17 protein-coding genes are annotated in these 19,714 nt (G+C 61.2%); 2 read left to right on the top strand and 15 right to left on the bottom strand.

All coding sequences use genetic code 11. The features are described 5' to 3' along the window. The first annotated feature begins 4 nt into the window (after positions 1-4). Positions 5-943: a transaldolase gene (tal, locus tag CWI66_RS08260; RefSeq protein ID WP_081195706.1), complete on the top strand. Its 939-nt coding sequence runs from the start codon at positions 5-7 to the stop codon at positions 941-943. Positions 944-1,015: 72 nt separating this feature from the next. On the opposite strand, the gene CWI66_RS08255 is transcribed toward tal, so the two are convergent. The 8 genes from CWI66_RS08255 to CWI66_RS08220 all read right to left on the bottom strand — a co-directional run bounded on the left by CWI66_RS08255 (position 1,016) and on the right by CWI66_RS08220 (position 12,058). After that, entirely contained in the window at positions 1,016-1,531 is a 516-nt protein-coding gene (locus tag CWI66_RS08255; protein WP_081138378.1) for an STAS domain-containing protein, read from the bottom strand. Next, positions 1,521-2,714, bottom strand: a complete 1,194-nt coding sequence (locus tag CWI66_RS08250) for a PP2C family protein-serine/threonine phosphatase (protein WP_081195705.1) — start codon at positions 2,712-2,714, stop codon at positions 1,521-1,523. Before CWI66_RS08250 ends, CWI66_RS08255 begins: the two co-directional genes overlap by 11 nt. Before the next feature lie 8 nt (positions 2,715-2,722). After that, positions 2,723-3,553: an MlaA family lipoprotein gene (locus CWI66_RS08245; RefSeq protein ID WP_016914334.1), complete on the bottom strand. Its 831-nt coding sequence runs from the start codon at positions 3,551-3,553 to the stop codon at positions 2,723-2,725. Between the two features lie 137 nt (positions 3,554-3,690). Beyond that, a complete protein-coding gene (locus tag CWI66_RS08240) occupies positions 3,691-4,815 on the bottom strand; it encodes a beta-ketoacyl-ACP synthase III (protein ID WP_081138375.1) in 1,125 nt (374 codons plus the stop codon). 11 nt (positions 4,816-4,826) lie between these two features. Beyond that, positions 4,827-8,858 (bottom strand): ATP-dependent RNA helicase HrpA, encoded by a 4,032-nt coding sequence (gene hrpA / locus CWI66_RS08235; protein ID WP_100731416.1) that lies wholly within the window; start codon positions 8,856-8,858, stop codon positions 4,827-4,829. Between the two features lie 94 nt (positions 8,859-8,952). Beyond that, positions 8,953-10,623 carry an AMP-binding protein gene (locus CWI66_RS08230; protein WP_100731415.1) on the bottom strand — a complete coding sequence of 557 codons (1,671 nt, stop codon included), beginning with the start codon at positions 10,621-10,623 and terminating at the stop codon, positions 8,953-8,955. Between the two features lie 195 nt (positions 10,624-10,818). Further along, complete coding sequence (locus CWI66_RS08225; protein WP_100731414.1) at positions 10,819-11,604, bottom strand: class II glutamine amidotransferase; 786 nt, start codon at positions 11,602-11,604, stop codon at positions 10,819-10,821. A 28-nt stretch (positions 11,605-11,632) separates the two neighbouring features. Continuing rightward, positions 11,633-12,058, bottom strand: a complete 426-nt coding sequence (locus CWI66_RS08220) for a hypothetical protein (protein WP_100731413.1) — start codon at positions 12,056-12,058, stop codon at positions 11,633-11,635. A gap of 62 nt (positions 12,059-12,120) precedes the next feature. Between CWI66_RS08220 and CWI66_RS08215 the strand changes: the two genes are divergently transcribed. Beyond that, positions 12,121-14,223: a S9 family peptidase gene (locus CWI66_RS08215; protein WP_198517483.1), complete on the top strand. Its 2,103-nt coding sequence runs from the start codon at positions 12,121-12,123 to the stop codon at positions 14,221-14,223. 59 nt (positions 14,224-14,282) lie between these two features. On the opposite strand, the gene CWI66_RS08210 is transcribed toward CWI66_RS08215, so the two are convergent. The 7 genes from CWI66_RS08210 to dnaX are packed head-to-tail and all read right to left on the bottom strand — an operon-like array spanning position 14,283 to position 19,702. Next, complete coding sequence (locus tag CWI66_RS08210) at positions 14,283-14,741, bottom strand: YcgN family cysteine cluster protein (RefSeq protein ID WP_016914341.1); 459 nt, start codon at positions 14,739-14,741, stop codon at positions 14,283-14,285. 42 nt (positions 14,742-14,783) lie between these two features. Then, entirely contained in the window at positions 14,784-15,365 is a 582-nt protein-coding gene (locus tag CWI66_RS08205) for an acyl carrier protein phosphodiesterase (RefSeq protein WP_100731412.1), read from the bottom strand. A gap of 10 nt (positions 15,366-15,375) precedes the next feature. Then, positions 15,376-15,669 carry a YcgL domain-containing protein gene (locus tag CWI66_RS08200; protein ID WP_100731411.1) on the bottom strand — a complete coding sequence of 98 codons (294 nt, stop codon included), beginning with the start codon at positions 15,667-15,669 and terminating at the stop codon, positions 15,376-15,378. Next, the gene (gene rnd / locus CWI66_RS08195) at positions 15,666-16,799 is read right to left on the bottom strand and encodes a ribonuclease D (RefSeq protein WP_198517481.1); all 1,134 of its coding nucleotides are present in this window, start codon (positions 16,797-16,799) and stop codon (positions 15,666-15,668) included. Before rnd ends, CWI66_RS08200 begins: the two co-directional genes overlap by 4 nt. Before the next feature lie 51 nt (positions 16,800-16,850). After that, positions 16,851-17,456 (bottom strand): recombination mediator RecR, encoded by a 606-nt coding sequence (recR, locus tag CWI66_RS08190; protein WP_081138363.1) that lies wholly within the window; start codon positions 17,454-17,456, stop codon positions 16,851-16,853. Between the two features lie 3 nt (positions 17,457-17,459). Beyond that, positions 17,460-17,786 (bottom strand): YbaB/EbfC family nucleoid-associated protein, encoded by a 327-nt coding sequence (locus CWI66_RS08185; protein ID WP_016914346.1) that lies wholly within the window; start codon positions 17,784-17,786, stop codon positions 17,460-17,462. Positions 17,787-17,824: 38 nt separating this feature from the next. Beyond that, positions 17,825-19,702 carry a DNA polymerase III subunit gamma/tau gene (dnaX, locus tag CWI66_RS08180; protein WP_100731409.1) on the bottom strand — a complete coding sequence of 626 codons (1,878 nt, stop codon included), beginning with the start codon at positions 19,700-19,702 and terminating at the stop codon, positions 17,825-17,827. Between the last annotated feature and the right edge of the window lie 12 nt (positions 19,703-19,714).

Genomic DNA, 19,714 nt, shown 5'->3' with positions numbered 1-19,714 from the left:
CTGCATGGCCACTAGTCTATTAAGCCAATTGAAAGAGATGACCACCGTGGTGGCCGATACCGGGGATCTGGAGGCCATTCGTCGCTTCCAGCCCGAGGACGCCACCACCAACCCTTCGCTGATTCTTCAGGCGGCCCAACAGGAGGAGCGCCGTGCTCGTCTGGCCAGTATCGCCAAGGAGAGCACCGACCTGGACGACGCGGTCGATCGGGTGGCGGTGGATATCGGTAGCGAAATCAGCAAGCTGGTTCCCGGCTATGTGTCCACCGAGGTCAGCGCGCGTCTCTCTTTTGACAAGGAAGCGACCATCGCCAAGGCCCACTCGTTGATCGAGCGTTATGCCGAGTACGGCGTGGGTCCCGAGCGTATTCTGATCAAGATGGCTTCCACCTGGGAAGGCATTCAGGCCGCTCACCAGCTGGAGCGCGACGGGATTCGTACCAACCTGACACTGCTGTTCGGCTTTGCCCAGGCCCAAGCCTGCGCCGATGCCGGCGTCACGCTGATCTCGCCTTTCGTGGGGCGGATTCTGGATTGGCACAAGGCGCGCCAGCCTGATGCCGACTTCAGCGGTGCCCAGGACCCCGGCGTACAGTCGGTCAAAGGAATTTACGAGTACTACAAAGGCCACGGCTACCCCACCATCGTGATGGGTGCCAGCTTTCGTAACATCGGTGAAATTCAGGCGCTGGCAGGCTGTGACCGCCTGACCATCTCCCCTGCCCTGCTCAAGGAGCTGGACGAGATCGAGGCCGACCTGCCCCGCCAACTCAGCCCCCTTGGCGCCAGCAGCTCACCGCAAGAAGCCTTGGCACAAGCCGATTTTCGCTGGGCAATGAACGAAGACGAGATGGCCACCGATAAGCTGGCCGAAGGTATTCGTAAGTTCATGGCTGACCAGCGCAAGCTGGAAGAACTGCTGAGCACGCTAAGAAAGGGCTAGGCTGCGACTTTTGCACGCCTGCTCACCAGGCGTCTGTGAACAGCCCTCTGGCGCATCACTGACCAGAGGGCTTTATTTTGCAGGAGCCCCTTGGGCTTCCAGCATCTCCACCAGCGGCTGAAACTGCTCGCGGTTATGCTCGTTCATGTGCATCAGGATACGATGTGCTTCCAGAATGCGGCCGCGCAGCCCCTCTTCGTCGGCGGGCTCCTCGGGCAGCTCTTCCAATACCGTCTCCAGCGGTGCCGACTGCTGCAGCGGTGCCGACATCAGCGTAAAGAAGCGCGCAAACCCCATCACATCCAGCATCTGCCGGACATCCGGATTATCCGCAATGATGGTAGGCGGCTGCTCCAGACGGCCTTTGACGGCCATGGCCACCTTGGCGAGAAAGCCCAGCGCCGTCGAGTCGACGTTCGTCGCCTCGCGCAGGTCAATCATCACCGCACGCAGGCCCGGCGTTTCCGCGAGACGTTGTGCCTGGGTATCGAGTGTGGCGCAGAGTGTGAGTCTTACATCACCACACAGCTTTAGAACAAAAACACCAGAATCGAACGCCGCCTTGATGCGGCCTTCTTCAATCAGCATGACCAAATCCGCTCACCATCATGATTGTCAGGTCATCGGGTAAAGCATCGCGGTCCTGGTTCGCCTCATCGTCCTCGTCGTCTCCACTCAGGAGCGAGTTGGTGTTGGCTAGCCGGTCTCGCAGCTGCTCAAGCGTGACACTTTCGCTTACTAGTTGCTCAAGTTCCGTGAGCCGCGTGTCGAGCGTCTTACCCGGCAAGCATTCCAATACACCATCTGAACACAGCCACAACTGGAAGTCGGCTGGCAGCGGACAGCTAAGCGAAGGATACTCCACATCAGGGAAAAGGCCTACCGGCATTCCTTCCCCCGCCAAACGCGTCAGGTTTCCATCCGCCACCAATAATGGCATGGGAAGCTGGGCGCCGAGCGAATAGTGCAGAGTCTTTTCCTCATGGTCAATAACAGCGACAAATAAAGTGGCGTGTTTGCCGATGTCGGTATCCTGAAGTTCACGGTTCAGGGCCGACAACCAGCGGGGCGGCAGCGCTTGGGGGTCCTGACCATCCCACTCGTTCAGCCAGCGGTTACAGAGATACTTCAGCAGCACGGTCACGAAGGCCGAGGAGGCCCCATGGCCGGACACATCGGCAAAATAGAACACGCTAAAGCGCTCGTTGTAACGCTGATAGTCGAGAAAATCGCCCGACAAATAGAGCGACGGCGCAAACCAGTAATCGTAATAGACGCCGCTGATCACCTTGGGCCTTGGCGGCAGCAGACGGCGCTGAATATGCCCGCCACTCTGCTGATCCATTCTCAGCAGGGCCAAATGGGTTTCCAGGCTTTCGTTCAGCTCCGCCAGCCGTTGTCGGTCACGGTCACGCTCCTGGGCCAGTTGATGCAGCTCGATGGCCTTGCGAATCATCCTGCGCAGCAGTTCGGCATGCCTGAGCGGGTGGACGATGTAATCCACCAATCCAGCGTCGATTGCCTTGATCAAATCCGCATCCTGACGGGTATCACTCACGACCAGTGCGGGCAGGCGATGGGCCAGTTGCGACCACTGCTGCCTGGGCACCGCTCTAGCATGGGCGACAATCAGCGCGGTGCCCACCGGCAGATGATCGATATTGTCTGCGGCAAACACCCACATCCCGTCACAGGTAATCGCCTCGGCCAGCGCATCACGCTCGCTACCGGGTTCATCGATTACCGCGATCAACTGCTTTGCGTGATCCATGTCTAGCCTCAGTCGGCGAAGTCGTCGTCACCAAAGTCGCTATCGTCGAACTCGAAATCGTCCATGGCAAAGGGATCGTCGCCCAGCTCACCATCGTTGATCTCGAACTGTCGACGCTGCAAGTAAGCATCGCGAATGAATCGGTAGCGATCCCCCCGGATCAGTGACTCCTGATCCAGCAGGCCTGCCCGCAAGTGCACGATATCCAGCGCGGTCAGGCCTGCGCGCAGCTGGTGATCGTCCATGTAGGTGATGGGGTGCGCCGCGATATCCAGCGGGAACCCCGACGCATCTCGCAGGGTACGCGGCCCCAGCAGCGGCAGCACCAGATAACGTGAATCTTCCCAGCCCCAGACGGCCAGGGTCTGGCCGAAATCTTCACGCTCGGCGGTAATCTCCATATGCGTCGCATAATCCAACAGCCCCCCGATACCCACCGTGGAGTTGATCAGAAAGCGCGACGTGGCCAGCCCCGCATTGGCAGGCTTGCCTTGCAGCAAACTGTTAATGGCCGTGCGGATTTCTCCCAGGTTGGAGAAGAAATTACCTACGCCAGTCTGCACCGGCTGAGGGGTGACGGTTTTGTACCCCGTGGCCACAGGCTTCAGTGCGTAGCGATCGAGCACGTCATTGAAAGCGAACACTCGCCGATTGAAGCCTTCCCAAGGGTCTTCCGGATGCGCTGACTGCTCAACGGCACCCTCTTCGCGCTCGCCGTCGCGCTCCTGGGGAGACGTGCTGGCACATCCCCCCATGGCCAACGTGGCCAGCAACAGAACGGGGAGCCAGGGGCGCCACGTTCCGGGAGCCGTGTCTTGCGTGGCAAACAACCTCAGCATGGGGTTTCCTCTTTTCACATCATCAACGCATCTTCAAAGTGTACAACGCCAACGCTTCGCCGCTGACGTGGTTTTCACGACGTACTTATCACAAGTACTTATCACAAGTACTTATCCAAAGTACTTAGCCCAGGTACTTAGCCTTCTCGGCGAAGGATCACGCTACCCGCGCTGTACCCTGCACCAAACGAACAGATCACCCCAATATCGCCTTCCGCCAGGTTCTCGCGATGCAGGTGGAAAGCGATGATGGACCCCGCCGAGCTGGTATTGGCGTAGCGGTCCAGGATGATCGGCGCCTGCGGCACATCAGGCTCCTGGCCCAGCACCTTACGGGCAATCAGGTCGTTCATGTGGCGATTGGCCTGGTGTAACCACATCCGCGAAAGGTCCTCACCGCTCAATTCCAGGGAGGCCAGGTGCTCGGTGATCAGCCTGGCCACCAGCGGGCAAACTTCCTTGAACACTCGCCGTCCCTCTTGCACGAACAGCTTGTCCAGGGCCAGCGGGTCGCTGTCGGTGACTCGATTGAGAAAACCGGCATTGTTACGAATGGCGTTGGAAAACTGAGTGACCAGGCGTGTCCCTAGAATCGCATAACGCTCACTGGCCACGGCCACCTCACTGCTTTCCAGTACCATAGCAGTACAAGCATCGCCGAAAATAAAGTGGCTGTCACGGTCTGTGAAATTCAGGTGTGCCGAGCAGATCTCGGGATTGACGATCAGCGCACGTTTCACCCGCCCTGCCGCAATCGCATTGGCCGCGGTCTCCAGCGCAAACGTGGCGGAGCTGCACGCCACGTTCATGTCAAAGCCGTAGCCCGACGTGCCCAGCGCTTGCTGCACTTCCACGGCCACGGCCGGGTAGGCGCGCTCCAGGTTCGAGCAGGCCACGATGACCAGCTCAATATCCGCCGCCGATACCCTGGCTGCCGCCAATGCCTGACGCGCAGCTTCGGTCGCCATCTCACACTGAATCGACGGCTCGTCGTTGTCACGTTGTGGCAGTTTAGGCCGCATTCGCTCAGGGTCAAGAATCCCGGCGGCATCGAGCACGTAACGGCTCTTGATACCCGAGGCCTTCTCGATGAACTCGGTGCTCGAATAGGCCAGCGCTGCCCGCTCACCCTGGGCAATGGCCTCGGCATGGCGCGCGTTCTCGCGATCTACCCATGCATTGAAGGCAGCGACCAGCGCTGCATTATCGACCGCGTGTTCCGGCGTATAGAGTCCTGTTCCGGTAATCACTGCCTGTGTCATGCCAACCTCCTTCATTGAATGCCTTGCCCGCGGGTGATCTCTTCCCAACGCTTCTCCAGGCGTTTTGCCGATACCGGCATGTGCGTGCCCAACTGCTGCGCAAACAGCGACACTCTCAATTCCTGTATCCACCAACCGAACGCTACCAGCGTCGGGTCTTCGGCCGCACCACGGCGCTCGCTTTTGCGCCGTGCGTCAAAGCGCGCTTCGAGGGCTTGGACATCCTGCATCAGCATTTGGTCCCTGCCCCGCTCTCGGGCGGCCTTTTCCAATCGAATCAAGGCGGCTTCCATGTAGCGTGGATACTCCGTGAGCCACTCGTCCGCATCACGGATGAAGCCTGGGTAAACCAGCCGCTGCATCTGCGCACTGACATCGCTGTAGACCAGGGCCAGTGCAAAATTAAGTTTCCCTTTCAGAATCTTGCTGACGGCAAGATGGCCTTTCAGTGCCTCTTCGACACGCCCCAGCACGGTCTCGGCATGGGCCACCAGTTGAGGCTGGGTCTTTGCCAGTCGCTCGGCCAGCTCACCGGCAGAACGCGGTAGCGGATGCTGTGCCACGACCTGTGTAAACACCGCCAGCAGCAAATCCTCGACCAGCGCCTGCTTGCTGCCTACCTTGGCGAACAGCAGCGCGCACTTTTCGACTCCGGGTAGCCGTTTGATGGCTTTGACCTGCTCGGGCAGCTTGGCAATGGCCAGCCGCGCCACCCCTTCCTGATGCGCAAACTGCGCCTTGGCGGGATGATCGAACAGGCTGACCTTGAAGTGCCCGCCCTCAGCGACCAAGGCCGGGTAGGCTTCCACGCGAATGCCCGCCTGGCTGGTGACACGAGATTCAGGTAGCGGCGATGCGGGCAGCTCTTCCAGCATGGGTGCCTGGCTGGCCTGCTCGGCCAGCGCCTGGGCGCCGGCACTGGCGGCTTCCTCGAAGCGCCGCTCCAGGGCACGTACATCACGCCCTTGCCCCAGGGTCTTGCCCCTATGATCGACCACCCGCACATTCATGCGCAGGTGTGGCGGCAGCAGATCGAGACGCCAGTCGTCGGGGTGAACCCGCGTGCCGGTACGCCGCCGGATGAACTCGCCAAGCGCCTCGGTCAAGGGGCGCTCGTCCGGCACCAGCGTTTCCAGGGCGGCATCGACCCAATCGGGGATAGGCACCACCTGGCGGCGCAGGCTTTTGGGCAGCGACTTGAGCAGCGCAATACACTTCTCGCGCAACAGGCCCGGCACCAGCCAGTCGAGGGCATGGGCAGGCAGCTGCGGCAGCATCGCCGCGGGCACGGTAAGGGTGACACCATCGTCCTCGGCATCCGGGTCGAAGTGATAGCTCACCGGATAGGCCACGCCCGCCAGGGTGAGGTGGTCCGGGTACTGCGCCTGGGTCACGTCGTGGGCATCACGGGCCTTGAGCGCCTCGAGGTCGAACTTCAATAGCTCGGGCTGTTGCTGCTCGGCCTGCTTGCGCCAGTGTTCGAAGCCCTTGCCATTGACGATGTCCGCCGGGATGCGCTCGTCGTAGAAAGCAAACAGGCTCTCTTCGTCCACCAGTATGTCGCGGCGCCTGGCACGATCTTCCAGCGCCTCGACCTCTTCGATCAACGCCCGATTATGGGCAAAGAACGCGCCTCGCGTCTGGAATTCGCCCTCGACCAGCGCACGACGAATAAACAGCTCCCGCGACTCCTGGGGCGCAATGGGGCCATAGTGCACCCGGCGCCGGGCAACGATAGGCAGGCCAAACAGGGTCACCTGCTCGAACGCCACCACCTGGGCGCGCTTCATTTCCCAATGGGGTTCGCTGTAGCTGCTTTTGACCAGATGCTGCGCCTGCGGCTCGATCCACTGCGGGTCGATTTTGGCCACGGTACGGGCAAACAGCTTGGTGGTTTCGATCAGCTCGAAGGCCATGACCCACTTGGGGCTCTTCCTGGCCAACCCGGAGCCGGGATGAATCATGAATTTGCGGTTGCGAGCGCCCAGGTATTCGCGGTTCTCCAGCAGCGTTCCCAAATTGGACAACAGACCCGACAGCAGCGCCTGGTGCAGCTTGCCAGAGGTTTTACGCCGCGCCTGCCTGGCCTGCTCTTCGCTTTCGTCTTCATCGCGAGGCAGCGGTGGCGGCACCTCGATATCCATGTCACGCAGCAGCTGACGCAGTTGGCGGAACGTATCGTGCCACTCGCGCATGCGCAGATAGTTGATGTAGTGCTCGCGACACCAGCGGCGCAGCTGATTGCCCGAGAGCGCCTCGCGAGCATTCTCGATGCCGTGCCATAGGTTGAGCAAAGCGACGAAGTCGGAATCCGGGTCGTGCCAGCGCTGATGCGCCTGGTCGGCCGCCTGACGCTTGTCGGCAGGCCGCTCTCGCGGGTCCTGAATGGCCAGCGCCGAGACCACCACCAGCACGTCGCGCAGGCTGCCCCGTTCGGCCCCTGCCAGCACCATGCGCGCCAGCCTTGGGTCGATGGGCAGTTTGGCCAGCTTACGGCCCAGCGGGCTCAACTGGTGCTTGTCGTCCACTGCACCCAGCTCGAACAGCAGCCGGAAACCATCCTTGATGAAGCGGCCGTCAGGCGGGTCGACAAACGGAAAGTCTTCGATGTGCCCCAGCTTCAGCGCCAGCATGGACAGAATCACCGACGCCAGGTTGGTGCGCTGAATTTCGGGGTCGGTAAACGCCGGGCGAGCCAGAAAGTCGTCTTCATCATATAGCCGAATGCATACCCCTTCGGCCACACGGCCACAGCGCCCCTTGCGCTGGTTGGCGCTGGCCTGGCTGATGGGCTCGATGGGCAGCCGCTGGATCTTGGCACGGTAGCTGTAGCGACTGATACGCACCAGGCCCGGGTCGATGACATAGCGAATTCCCGGTACGGTCAGCGAGGTTTCCGCCACGTTGGTGGCCAGCACGATACGTCGCCCGCGATGGGGGGCGAACACGCGATTTTGCTCTTCGTTGGACAGCCGCGCATAGAGCGGCAAAATGTCGGTGCCTTTCAGGTCGGCACGGCGCAGCGTATCGGCGGTTTCCCGAATGTCACGCTCACCGGGCAGAAACACCAGCACGTCCCGGGGGCCGTGGAGCCAGCCTTTCTGGCGCTCGATGGTCTCGATTTCCTGCACGGCATGAAGAATACCCTCTTGCAGCGTGCGGTCTTCTTCGTCCTCTTCGCTGCGCACCAGCGGGCGATAAAGGACATCCACCGGGTAGGTACGGCCCGAGACTTCGACCACCGGGGCCGGCGCGTCAGGCGTGCCGAAGTGGGCCGCAAAGCGCTCGACGTCGATGGTGGCGGAGGTGATGATCACCTTCAGGTCCGGGCGTTTAGGCAGCAAACGCTTCAGGTAGCCCAGCAGAAAATCGATATTGAGGCTGCGCTCGTGGGCTTCATCGATGATCAGAGTGTCATAGCGCAACAGCAGCGGGTCGTGCTGAGTTTCGGCCAGCAGAATCCCGTCGGTCATCAGTTTGACCAGCGTCGTGGGCGTGCTCTGGTCATTGAACCGTACCTGATAGCCCACCTGCTCACCCAGTGCCACCTCCAGCTCATCGGCAAGCCTGGCTGCCACGCTGCGCGCCGCCAGTCTGCGCGGCTGGGTGTGGCCAATCAGGCCCTGGCGTCCGCGCCCCAGCTCCAGACACATCTTGGGCAACTGGGTGGTTTTACCCGAGCCGGTTTCACCGGCCACGACCACTACCTGGTGCTCCTGAATGGCCGCCAGAATATCCTCGCGGCGCTCGACGACGGGCAGCTCGCCGGGGTAGTTCAGAGTGACACGCAGGGCTTCCCGCTGGGCCAGCAACTGCGTGGCCTTTGCCATATCGCGGCGCAGCTCGTTGACACCACGGTCAATCGGCTTGTTGTCACGCTGGCGTCGATTCAAGCCCGACACACGCCGGGCCAAGCGCTCACGGTCGCGTAGCATGACATCACCCAGCGATGCGTCGAGTACCGCCAGCGAAGCAGCAGGATCTTGCGGGGATTCAGTGCGAGAAGAGTGCGTGTCGGTGGTCACGTTAGGCTCGGTTTCCATCTCAGAATAAAACGTCGGCCCACTCATGGAGTGGGCCGACCATTGTACCGCTTTCAATCACGTGACGCCTAACGCCAGCCAATATGGCAATGTATCAGGCCTGGTTGGTTTCCTGGTCGCGCAGCTGGCGACGCAACACTTTACCCACGTTGGTCTTGGGCAGCTCATCGCGGAACTCGACGTACTTGGGTACCTTGTAGGCGGTCAGCTCCTTTTTGCACCAGGCGCGCAGCGTCTCGGCATCCAGCTGACTGTTTTTCGACACGACGAAGAGCTTGATGGCTTCGCCGGCGTTTTCATCGGCCACCCCGACGGCAGCCACTTCCAGCACGTCGGGATGCGCGGCCACGACGTCTTCCACTTCGTTGGGATAGACGTTGAAACCGGACACCAGAATCATGTCCTTTTTGCGATCGACGATCTTGATATAGCCATCATCTTGAAGAACGGCGATATCACCGGTGTGGAACCAGCCCTGCTCATCGATGGAGTTACGCGTTTCGTCTTCACGCTGCCAGTAGCCTTTCATGACTTGAGGCCCTTGCACGCACAGCTCCCCTGGCTCACCGAACGGCACGTCGTTGCCCTCGCTGTCCACCACCTTCACCGCCGTACCTGCCACGGGTTTGCCGATGGTGCCCAATTGAATGGCGTCATTGGGGTTGAAGCTGACGATGGGAGACGTTTCCGTCAGACCATAGCCCTCGGCAATCGGGCAGCCGGTGGTCTCTTCCCAGCGCTGGGCGGCTGCCTTGGTCAAGGCCATGCCGCCGGAGATGGTCAGCTTGAGCTTCGAGAAGTCGAGCTGGCGGAAATCATCACGGTTGCACAGGGCATTGAACAGCGTGTTCAAACCAATAAAACCGGTGAACGGCAGCCCTTTCAACTCCTTGACGAAGGCTGGCAAGTCACGCGGATTGGTAATCAGCAGCGAGTGGTTGCCGGTTTCCATCAGGAACAGGCAGTTAACGGTAAACGTGTAGATGTGGTACACCGGCAGCGGCGCAATGACCAGCTCTTCACCGTCGGTCAGATGCTCGCCAATGGCCGAGCGAGCCTGCAACATGTTGGCCACCAGGTTGCGGTGCGTCAGCATTGCCCCTTTGGGCATGCCCGTGGTGCCACCGGTGTACTGCAGCGCGGCCAGATCTTCCTGGGTGCGGCTTACCGGACTATGGGTAAGCGAAGCGCCCTTCTTCAGGGCATCGCGAAAGCCAACCGCACTGGGCAGCGAGTAGGCGGGCACCATTTTCTTGACGTGCTTGACCACGGCATTGATCAGCCAACGCTTGGGCACGTCATGCAAGTCTCCCAATTGAGTGACCAGAACGTGCTTGATGTCGGTCTTGTCCAGCACCTTCTCGAGCTTGTCGGCCATATTGGCCAGAATCAGGATGGCCTTGGCGTTTGAGTCCTTGAACTGATGAGCCATTTCACGCTCGGTGTAGAGCGGGTTGGTATTCACCACCACCAGACCGGCACGCAGCGCACCAAAGACGGCCACCGGGAACTGCAGTACGTTGGGGAGCTGGATGGCGATCCGATCCCCCGGCTCCAGATCGGTTTCATGCTGCAGCCAGGCGGCGAAATCCGCTGACAAGCGGTCCAGGTCGGCAAAGCTGAGCGTCTTGCCCATGCAGGTAAAGGCTGGCTTCTGGGCGAAGCGCTTCACTGCCGAATGGAATACCTCGGTGACCGAGTCGTACTGCTCCAACCCTTCAAGCGCTGGGCCGCGTAAAATGGGGGTGCTGGCGTGTTCGCTCATGGGGAATCTCCGCTATCCGTGTCGATGCTGTACCGACCTTGTTATTGTGGCGAGGCTATCAAGTGGTTCGTGAACGTCAACGATATACGACGTCCAGCAGACTGTAAAACGAACGATTGAAACTTGCGGTTCAACTTTAGCTTAAAGCCCTTCTACTCTCACCACCGTTCTGGTCATGCTATCTCTTTAGCATAGTCAGGATGTTGGACCGTAGCGGGCACGGATTTCTCCCCCTCGCCATACCAGCAGTTCACCTGGCGCCATGCGCTGCCAGGCTTCATTGTGGGTCAGGGGCTCGGTGGCCACCACCGAGACGATATCGTTGGGGGTGGTGTGCTCGACGAAATTGACCGTCATCTCGGCATCCGACAGCTCCGCCTGCCCAAACGGTGCCCGTCGGGTGATGTGCGCCAGCTTGGTAGAGCAGTAGCTATACAGATAGACACCGTCCGAGAGCAGCAGATTGAACACCCCCAGCCCGCGCAGCTGTTCGCAAAGCGCGTGCAGCCGCTCCCAAAGTGGCTCAGGCGATTCAGGGGGCGAAGGAAAATGGCGCCGCAGCTCGCCCATTAGCCAACAGAAGGCGTGCTCACTGTCGGTACTGCCCACAGGGGTGTAGAGCCCTAGCGGCAGTTGCTGCCAGTCACTCAGTTGGCCATTGTGGGCATAGCACCAGGGCCGCCCCCACATTTCACGGGTAAAAGGGTGCGTATTGGCCAGCCGAACACCCCCCACGTTGGCCTGACGGATATGGCTGATGACCACGTGCGACTTGATCGGGTAGTCGCATATCAACCGAGCGATAGGCGAATCCACGGAAGGGTGAGGGTCGCGAAACTCGCGATAACCGCCCTCTTCATAGAACGCAATGCCCCAGCCATCGCGGTGGGGCCCCGTACCGCCGCCCCGATGCAGAAAACCCGAAAAGCTGAAGCAGATATCCGTGGGTACATTGGCGCTCATACCCATCAACTCACACATGAAGACGCCTCCCCGGCCAGTTTGGAGATCAACGGATCACCGGTTCACGACGGCGGACAGGCTGAGGCTCTTCGACACTCTGACGGCGTGCAGGGGCTTCTTCGACCGGCATCGGACGCCGCCACCACCACAGCGCAATCCCCAAGCAGGCGCCCAGCGCAATGCCCAGGATCGCCCACAGCAGGCCATTGCGCAGGCCACTGGCGCTATGTTCGAAAAACGCCACCGCCGCGACCATGGCCGATGGCGCCCAGCCGGTATAGAACTCGCCCTCTTCTACCAGCGGCAAGCGGAAATTGGCCGGCATCCACATGACGCCCGCCACGCCCCAGGTAATGACAAGGCGAGGCAAACGCGGCAACCAGGCCAGCGCAAAATAGATGGCCAACACGACCAGCAGCGAAAGTCCGTAATAACTTAGCCACAGCAGTGACATTGAGTCAGCAAACAGCATAATACCCCTCATGTGGGTGGTAGCACCCGACGTTGATTTCCCGTTATGGTACCTGTCAATTTATGAAAGCACAGCCTGGTATGCACGAAGGCTCGCCCGTAGCACGCTATTATCGCGCCGATGACCCTGAATGGCACTGGTTGGAATCTCGTGACGCACCAGACGTTCAACCTTTTTTAGCCGACGTCAACCAGCAGCATGCCGACTGGTTTCGCCCCTTGGAGCCGCTGGCCGACGCCCTCTACCATTCACACTTGGCACGGCGCGAGCTGGCGGTCAAAAGCCTGGCAACGGTACTGGATCACTTCACCTGCTGGAGCGAAACGGGAGCCGACGACGACTACCCCTGCTGGTGGCGCCATCCCAACGGCCAGCCCCAGCGTGCCGAGTGCTTTCTGGATGTGCGCGAGCGTGCGGCAGGGCAGCCGTTCTACGACATGGGGGACATGGCCCTCTCCCCCGACGAGCAGTGGCTGGCCTGGACCGAAGACACTCAAGGGGACGAGCGTTACACCCTCTGGCTGAAAGCGTTGCCCAGCGGCACTCCCCGCCAGTTGCTCGAAGACATCGGGCCGTCGGTGTGCTGGGCAGAGGACCAAGCCGCCCACGGCGCGACGCTACTCTTTACCCGCTTTGACGACACCCAACGCCCCGATAGCCTGTGGCGGCTGTGGGTAGGGCTCCATAGCGACGCCCTGCTAGACACCGACGCACCGGATAGCGCACCGACCCTGATCCTGCGTGAAGACGACCCGGAGTTCTGGCTGGGCGTTGGCAAGACCCGCTCGCGTCAATGGCTGATCATCGAAAGCGGCTCGAAAGATACCACGGAGGTCCACGCCCTGCCCGCCCACCAACCCGCCGCGAGCCCAGTATGCCTGCATGGGCGTACGAATGGCGTGGAGGTCAGCATCGACCATCGGCCGGGGGCTTTCTATCGGCTCCACAATCAGGCAGGACCACACTTTGCCCTGGATGTACGTGCCGACACACTGGAAGATACGGGCTGGCAAAGCCTGCTGCCCCCGCGGGAGGACGCCACGCTGGAAGGGGTAGATGCGTTCGCCTGGGGGCTGATTGTGGCCGAACGCAGCCATCAGGAAGCTCAGGTGCGGTTGAGGCAACTGAGCCTGGCCGAAGATGGCCATACGATTCTCGAAGATCACTACCTGGCGCTACCCGACACGCCTGTCTCGCAGCTTCTGGAGGACATGCCCCACTTCGATGCCCGCACGCTCCACCTGCGGGAAGAGTCTTTTACCCACCCGCCCCGCTGGTTTGCGCTGAACCTGGACAGCGGTGAGCGCACGCTACTCAAGCAAGTGCCGGTGCACGGCAGCCTCTCCCCAGAGCAGCTGGTCAGCCGACGGATCTGGGCCACCAGCCACGACGGTGAACAGGTGCCCGTTTCCGTGGTCATGCGTGCCGATCTGGCCGGGCAGCCTCTGCCGACGCTGCTATATGGCTACGGCGCCTATGGCGAAGCGCTGGACCCCTGGTTTTCGATTGCCAGGTTGGAGCTCCTGGAGCGCGGCGTGGCCTTTGCCGTGGCCCACGTACGCGGCGGCGGCGAGCGCGGCGAGCCGTGGTACCTGGCAGGCAAGATGGCCAACAAGGAAAACAGCTTTCATGATTTCCTGGCTGCCCGCGAGGCACTGGTGTCCGAGCAGGTCAGCCAGCCTGAACGGATCGTCGCCTGCGGTGCCAGCGCGGGCGGGCTGCTGGTGGGTACCTGCCTGAACCGGGCACCAGAGGCGTTCTGCGCTGCCGTGCTCGACGTGCCCTTTCTGGATGTACTGCGCACCATGCAGAATCCCGAGCTGCCGTTGACCACCGCCGAGTACAGCGAATGGGGCAACCCGGAGATCAACGAGGTTCGCGAGCGGATCGCTGGCTACTCTCCCGTGGATAATATTCGCCCTCAGCGCTACCCGGCGCTATGGATCGAGGGCAGCTGGTTCGATACCCGGGTCAGCTATTGGGAGCCCGCCAAGTTCTATGCTCGCGTGACCCAGGCTCAGCAGGGAAGCGCCCCGATTCTGCTGCACACCGACATGACCAGCGGTCACGGCGGCGCCTCCGGCAGATTCAAGGCCTGGCGCGACGCGGCACGTCAGGATGCCTTCATTCTGTGGGCGTTGGGTCTCGTGGCAAGGCCTGAATAAAATGAGCCAGCGGCGATGGTCCTGCCATGGATGGCAGCGCATTGCGTTTCGCTTGGCGGTCAGGACATGGGAATGACCGCAATGATATGCTCTTCGAGATGCCGCTCCGGCACCTCATCCTGTGATACCGCAAAGCCTCTGACGCTCACTCCCTTACGATGCACTCGCTCGGCGTCGTTGCTCAACAGCGGATGCCAACCCGCCAACTTGCGCCCTTCGGCCACCCGACGGTAGCCACAGGTATGCGGCAGCCAGGTAAACTCTTTTACCAGCGCTGGCGTCAGCTGTGTGCAGTCCGGCACGCTGGCAAAGCGATTCTCGTAATCACTGCACTGGCAGCTGTGTAGATCCAACAGCCGACAAGCAACGTTCAGAATAGCCAATTCCTGAGTGTCATCGTCATGCAGCTTCAACAGGCAACACTGGCCGCAGCCATCGCAGAGCGCTTCCCACTCTGGCGCGGTCAACTCCTCCAGCGGATAGCGCTCCCAGAAGCGCTCACGCAATGTGGTTTCCATGTTCGGTTCTCTCTCGGGTAGATGCATGATCGCCGACGCCGATCAACGAGCGCTGGTGTCGTTGCCACTGCTGGTCAAATGCGCCTGACATTCGCGCCACAGCACGCTGAAGTCAGCCTCAAGAAGGGCGTAATCATCGTATAGCCAGGGGACCAGCTCGGCCAAACGATTCGGGCCTGTCAAACGCCTGCCGATGCCTGCCACCGCCTGACAGGTAAAGTCGAAGTCGGCGTAGCGGCGCAGCCAGTCCTGCTCGACCAGTACGGGCATCATGGTGGCCAACCGTTGGGGAGCAGGCCTGGCCGACAGCAGCTGGTAACAGCGCTCGATGAGCTGATGCTGCCGTTCACCCGCCTGCTGCTGGGCAATGAAGTGGTCCCACACCAGGTCGAGGGCAATACCGGCATAGCGGCGCTGTTGCCTGGGAGCCCGATGACGGGCAGCCAGCACCCGGGGGTGCTGATCCACCCAGGCATCCACACGGCGGTGATGGCGAATGCCGTCAGCCACGCTGGTCGGCCAGCCGGAAAGGTCTCTGCCCTTGACCCCATCGGCAATCAGGTTGCCGTAGAGAAAACCATCGTTGCCGGGGCGTGCCAACCAGGCATGGGCCAGAAAATTCATTCTGGCATCATCACGAGCGGCGGGCAGATTCAGCGCGATGCAGGTCCAGCAGGTACGACTCCTTGGCGGGGGGCATCTGGAGGTAGAACCCCTGCTCTTCAATGGCCGCCATGACATCGCGGGCGGCCACGCGTGCCAATGACTTCTCCTCGGTCAGGATCATGGTCAGCACCGGGACGGGCTTGCCGAAAGTCGCCATCAAGGCCTCGGGCACGTCTACCAGGCCCTTGCGCTTGTCCACGTAAAGGTACATCTCTTCTTTTCGTGAGCTTCTAAAAATCTCGCAAAGTAACTTCTCGCTCATTCCGACGTTTCCTCTAAGGCTCGTTGAAGGTCCTGACCCAGACAGACTCCGCGCCAACCGTGCCGCTCATCGAGCGGCTCGCCGGCCATGGCCTGCATGACCAGCGCTTCGATATCACGACGACGAAGCAGCATTTCCGGCGCAATCCCCAGGGCCGCAGCCTTTTCTGCCACGACCTGCTTGATGGCCTTGAAGCGGCGCTTGAAAGGCGGTTGCATGGGGTCAGGCCAGCGAGCAGGCAAGGCGCTTTCAGGACAATGTTGCGCCTGCTTCACCCAGCCTAGCAGGGCATCACCCTCCTTCTTGACCAGCGTGGGCTTGACGCCCTCCACCTCTGCCAGCTCATAGCGATTACCGGGCATTTTTTCGGCCACGGCAAACAACAGCTTGTCGCTGACCAGCCAGTTGCGCGGCAGGTCACGCCGCCGGGTCTCCCCTTCCCGCCAGATGGTCATCAGCCGATACGCTTCCAACTGGCGTGGTGCCAGACGCCACAGCTGACGCTGACGGGTATACCACTGGCCATCGCTCTCTTCGTCACGACCTGCCTGCTCGATGAGTGCTGCACACTCTTCCTCGACCCAGCCAAGCCGCCCAAGCTCGGACAATTGGGCGGCCTGACGCTTCCAGACCTGCAGCAGGTAGGTCACGTCCAGCGCGGCATATTCACACTGCGACGCGGTCAAAGGCCGCTCCAACCAGTTGGAGCGAGTCTCTTCCTTGGGCAGCGTGTCACCTATCCAGTGCTCTACCAGCTTCTGATACCCCATTCCCGGATTCTCGCCCAGAAAGGCTTGCGCCACTTGGGTGTCGATCAGCGGCGTCGGCAGCGTTCCCGCCCAGTGCTGAAACACCTCGAGGTCTTCGCTGCAGGCATGCAGCAGCTTGGGAACCCGACTCTGCAACAGAGCCTTGAAAGCGGGCGTACAGGGCGTCACCAGGGGGTCTACCAGATAGGCGGTTTCACCCCCGGCAAACTGAATGAGCGCAGGCACGGGAAAGAAGGTGTTCTCACGAAAGAACTCGGTATCCAGTGCAATGACCTCTGCGCTGGCCACCTGCTGGCAGGCGGCATCCAGCGCCTCGGCGCTGTCGATCCATTGGTACAAGGAGGAGGTTGAAGAGGACAATTCGAGTTTCCAGGTTGTCACAACCGCCTTGGCGCTTGCGTTTTATCCGACTTAATCGCTAGCAAAAGGCTGACGACCGTTAAAGGCACGGCTCAGAGTGCCACCATCCACATACTCGAGTTCCCCCCCCATGGGCACACCGTAAGCAAGACGAGAAAACGCCACGCCGTACTGGGCAAGCTGGGCGGCGATGTAGTGCGCCGTCGCCTCGCCTTCTACCGTGGGGTTGGTGGCCAGCACGATCTCGCGAATGTGCCCTTCGGCCACTCGGCTTTCCAGCAGCGCCAAGCCCAAGGCATCAGGGCCTACACCGTCCAGCGGTGAAAGATGACCATGCAGCACGAAGTAGCGACCCTGAAAGCCGCCCGCCTCTTCGATGGCGAGCTGATCCGCTGGCGATTCGACCACGCACAGCAAGCTGTCGTCGCGGCGCGGGCTCTCGCACAAGGCGCATATGTCGGCCTCGGTGAGGGTGCGGCAGTGCTGGCAATAACCCACGTCTTCGATGGCACGCAGGATCACCTCGGCAAGCCGCTGCCCGCCGGGGCGCTCACGTTCCAGAAGGTGCATCGCCATGCGCTGGGCCGTCTTGGGCCCAACGCCGGGCAGCACGCGAAACGCATCCATCAACTGCTCTACGAGGGGGGAAAAGCGCATGGATCAGAACGGCATCTTGAAGCCGGGCGGAAGGTTAAGGCCCGCCGTTGCCTCTTCCATTCTGGCTTTCGAGTTGGCTTCTACCTTGCGCACAGCGTCGTTGACGGCCGCGGCCAGCAGGTCTTCCAGCAACTCCTTGTCTTCCTCCATGACGCTTTGGTCGATGGCCACGCTGATCACATCGTGGCGGCCGTTCATGACGACCTTCACCATGCCAGCGCCCGCCTCACCATGCACTTCTGCCTTGGCGACCTCTTCCTGAGCGCGCTGCATTTTTTCCTGCATTTCCTGGGCTTGCTTCATGATGTTGCCCATTCCGCCTTTGAACATGCGGTGATCTCCTGAGTGATATGACTGAAGTGATGGGGTCAAGAGTGCGATGCGGGTTTTACCGTCGACTCAATCAGCGTAGCCCCAAAAGCGTGACGTAACTTCTCAATATTGGGGTCACGATAAAGTAGATCAACCGCTTCGGCATGCCGCTCTTGTTGAAGACGCTCTTCCTGCTGCCGTGGAGTTTCGATACCCGCGTCCAGCGCTGCCACCTCAAAGCGTACTTTTCTGGGCAGACCAATCCCGGTCAACGCGCGTTCGATGCGCTGGTTGTGCACCTCAGCCTGCATGGCCGACTGCGATGGGTCCAGGCGCAGCACCAGCGTGGCGCCATCATCGCTTTCCACCTGGCAGTGTGCCGCGAGGTTGCGGGTCAACCCTCCGAGGCCCAGCGCATCAAAGCATTCCAGCCATCCGGCATGATCCAGCGGGCCTGCCGACGTGGGGGATGCCGACGGCGTAGCCTGGGGATGCGGGTGTATTGGCGCTGGCGCTGGCTCTGGCTCTGGCTCTGGCTCTGGCTCTGGCGCGAGCATGGCGGCCTGATTCACTTCGTCAAGCGACCAGGGCGGCGGCTCCTCTGTCGGCTGCGCCACAGCAGCGCGACTCTCTGGTGAGCGACTCTCTGGTGCGTTTTGGGGCGGCGCAGCAGATACCCGCTCAACAGGCGTTTGCGGCGGTGCAGCCTGCGCAGCGGACGGCGCAGGCTCAGGCTTTTTTACCTCGGGCTCAACGGCCGGGGGCTGAGCAGCCGGGTCCACCGCCGGTTCACGACGCAGCGGCAGCGGCACCGTGGGCGGTTTTGGAACCCCTTGCGGGCGAAACGCCAGCATCCTCAACAGCGTCATTTCCAGCGCGCTGCGCAGGTCAGGGGCATGCGCCATGTCACCCCGCCCCTGGATGCCGATCTGGTAGTAAAGCTGCAGGTCTTCGGCGGTAAAGCGCCCAGCCAGCTGCTGAATCTGGGTGCGATCACCGTGGCTGTTATCCACTGCATCGGGCACCATCTGGGCAACGGCCAGCCGGTGCAAAATGGCGGTCAGCTCATCCAGCACGGCGGCAAAGTCCGGCCCCTGCTCGGCGAGCTGAGCGACCTCCTGCAGCAGCTGTTGAACGTCCACGTTCGCCAGCGCCTCTACCAGCGCCAGTACGTGACGGTGATCCAGCGTACCCAGCATGGCCGCAACATCGCCATGGCGTACCGCCCCCTGACCAAAAGCAATGGCTTGATCGGTCAGACTCATGGCATCGCGCATCGAGCCCGCCGCAGCCTTGCCCAGCAACCAAAGCGCACTCTCATCGTACTCGACGCCTTCTTTACCCAGCACGAAGCTGAGGTGTTCCACCACCCGCTCAGGTGGCATGTGCTTCAGAGTGAACTGCAAGCACCGGGAGAGCACGGTGGCAGGCAATTTTTGCGGGTCAGTGGTCGCCAGCAGAAACTTGACGTGGGGCGGGGGTTCTTCCAGTGTCTTCAGCAGCGCATTGAAGCTGCTGGTCGACAACATGTGCACCTCGTCGATCAGATACACCTTGTAACGCCCCTGGGTAGGCGCGTACTGAACGTTGTCCAGCAGCTCGCGGGTATCTTCGACCTTGGTTCGCGACGCGGCATCGACTTCGATCAGGTCGACGAAGCGCCCCTGATCAATCGCCTCACAGCTGGGGCACTGGCCACAAGGGGTCGACGTGACGCCCTCGTCACCACGCCCATTGGCGGTGCAGTTCAGGCACTTGGCCAATATCCGTGCCAGGGTGGTCTTGCCGACGCCACGCGTGCCGGTGAACAGGTACGCGTGGTGCAAACGCCCCTGGTCAAGAGCATTGACCAGGGCGCGCTGGACATGGGCCTGCCCCACAAGCTCGTGGAATGTGCGTGGCCGCCATTTACGGGCCAGAACCTGATAGCTCATGGAGCAAAACTT

Source organism: Halomonas sp. 141, from assembly GCF_002810305.1.
GTDB classification, from domain to species: Bacteria; Pseudomonadota; Gammaproteobacteria; order Pseudomonadales; family Halomonadaceae; genus Vreelandella; species Vreelandella stevensii.
The sequence above is the reverse complement of the archived record's forward strand: the minus strand, read 5'-3'. Positions and strand labels throughout refer to the sequence as shown.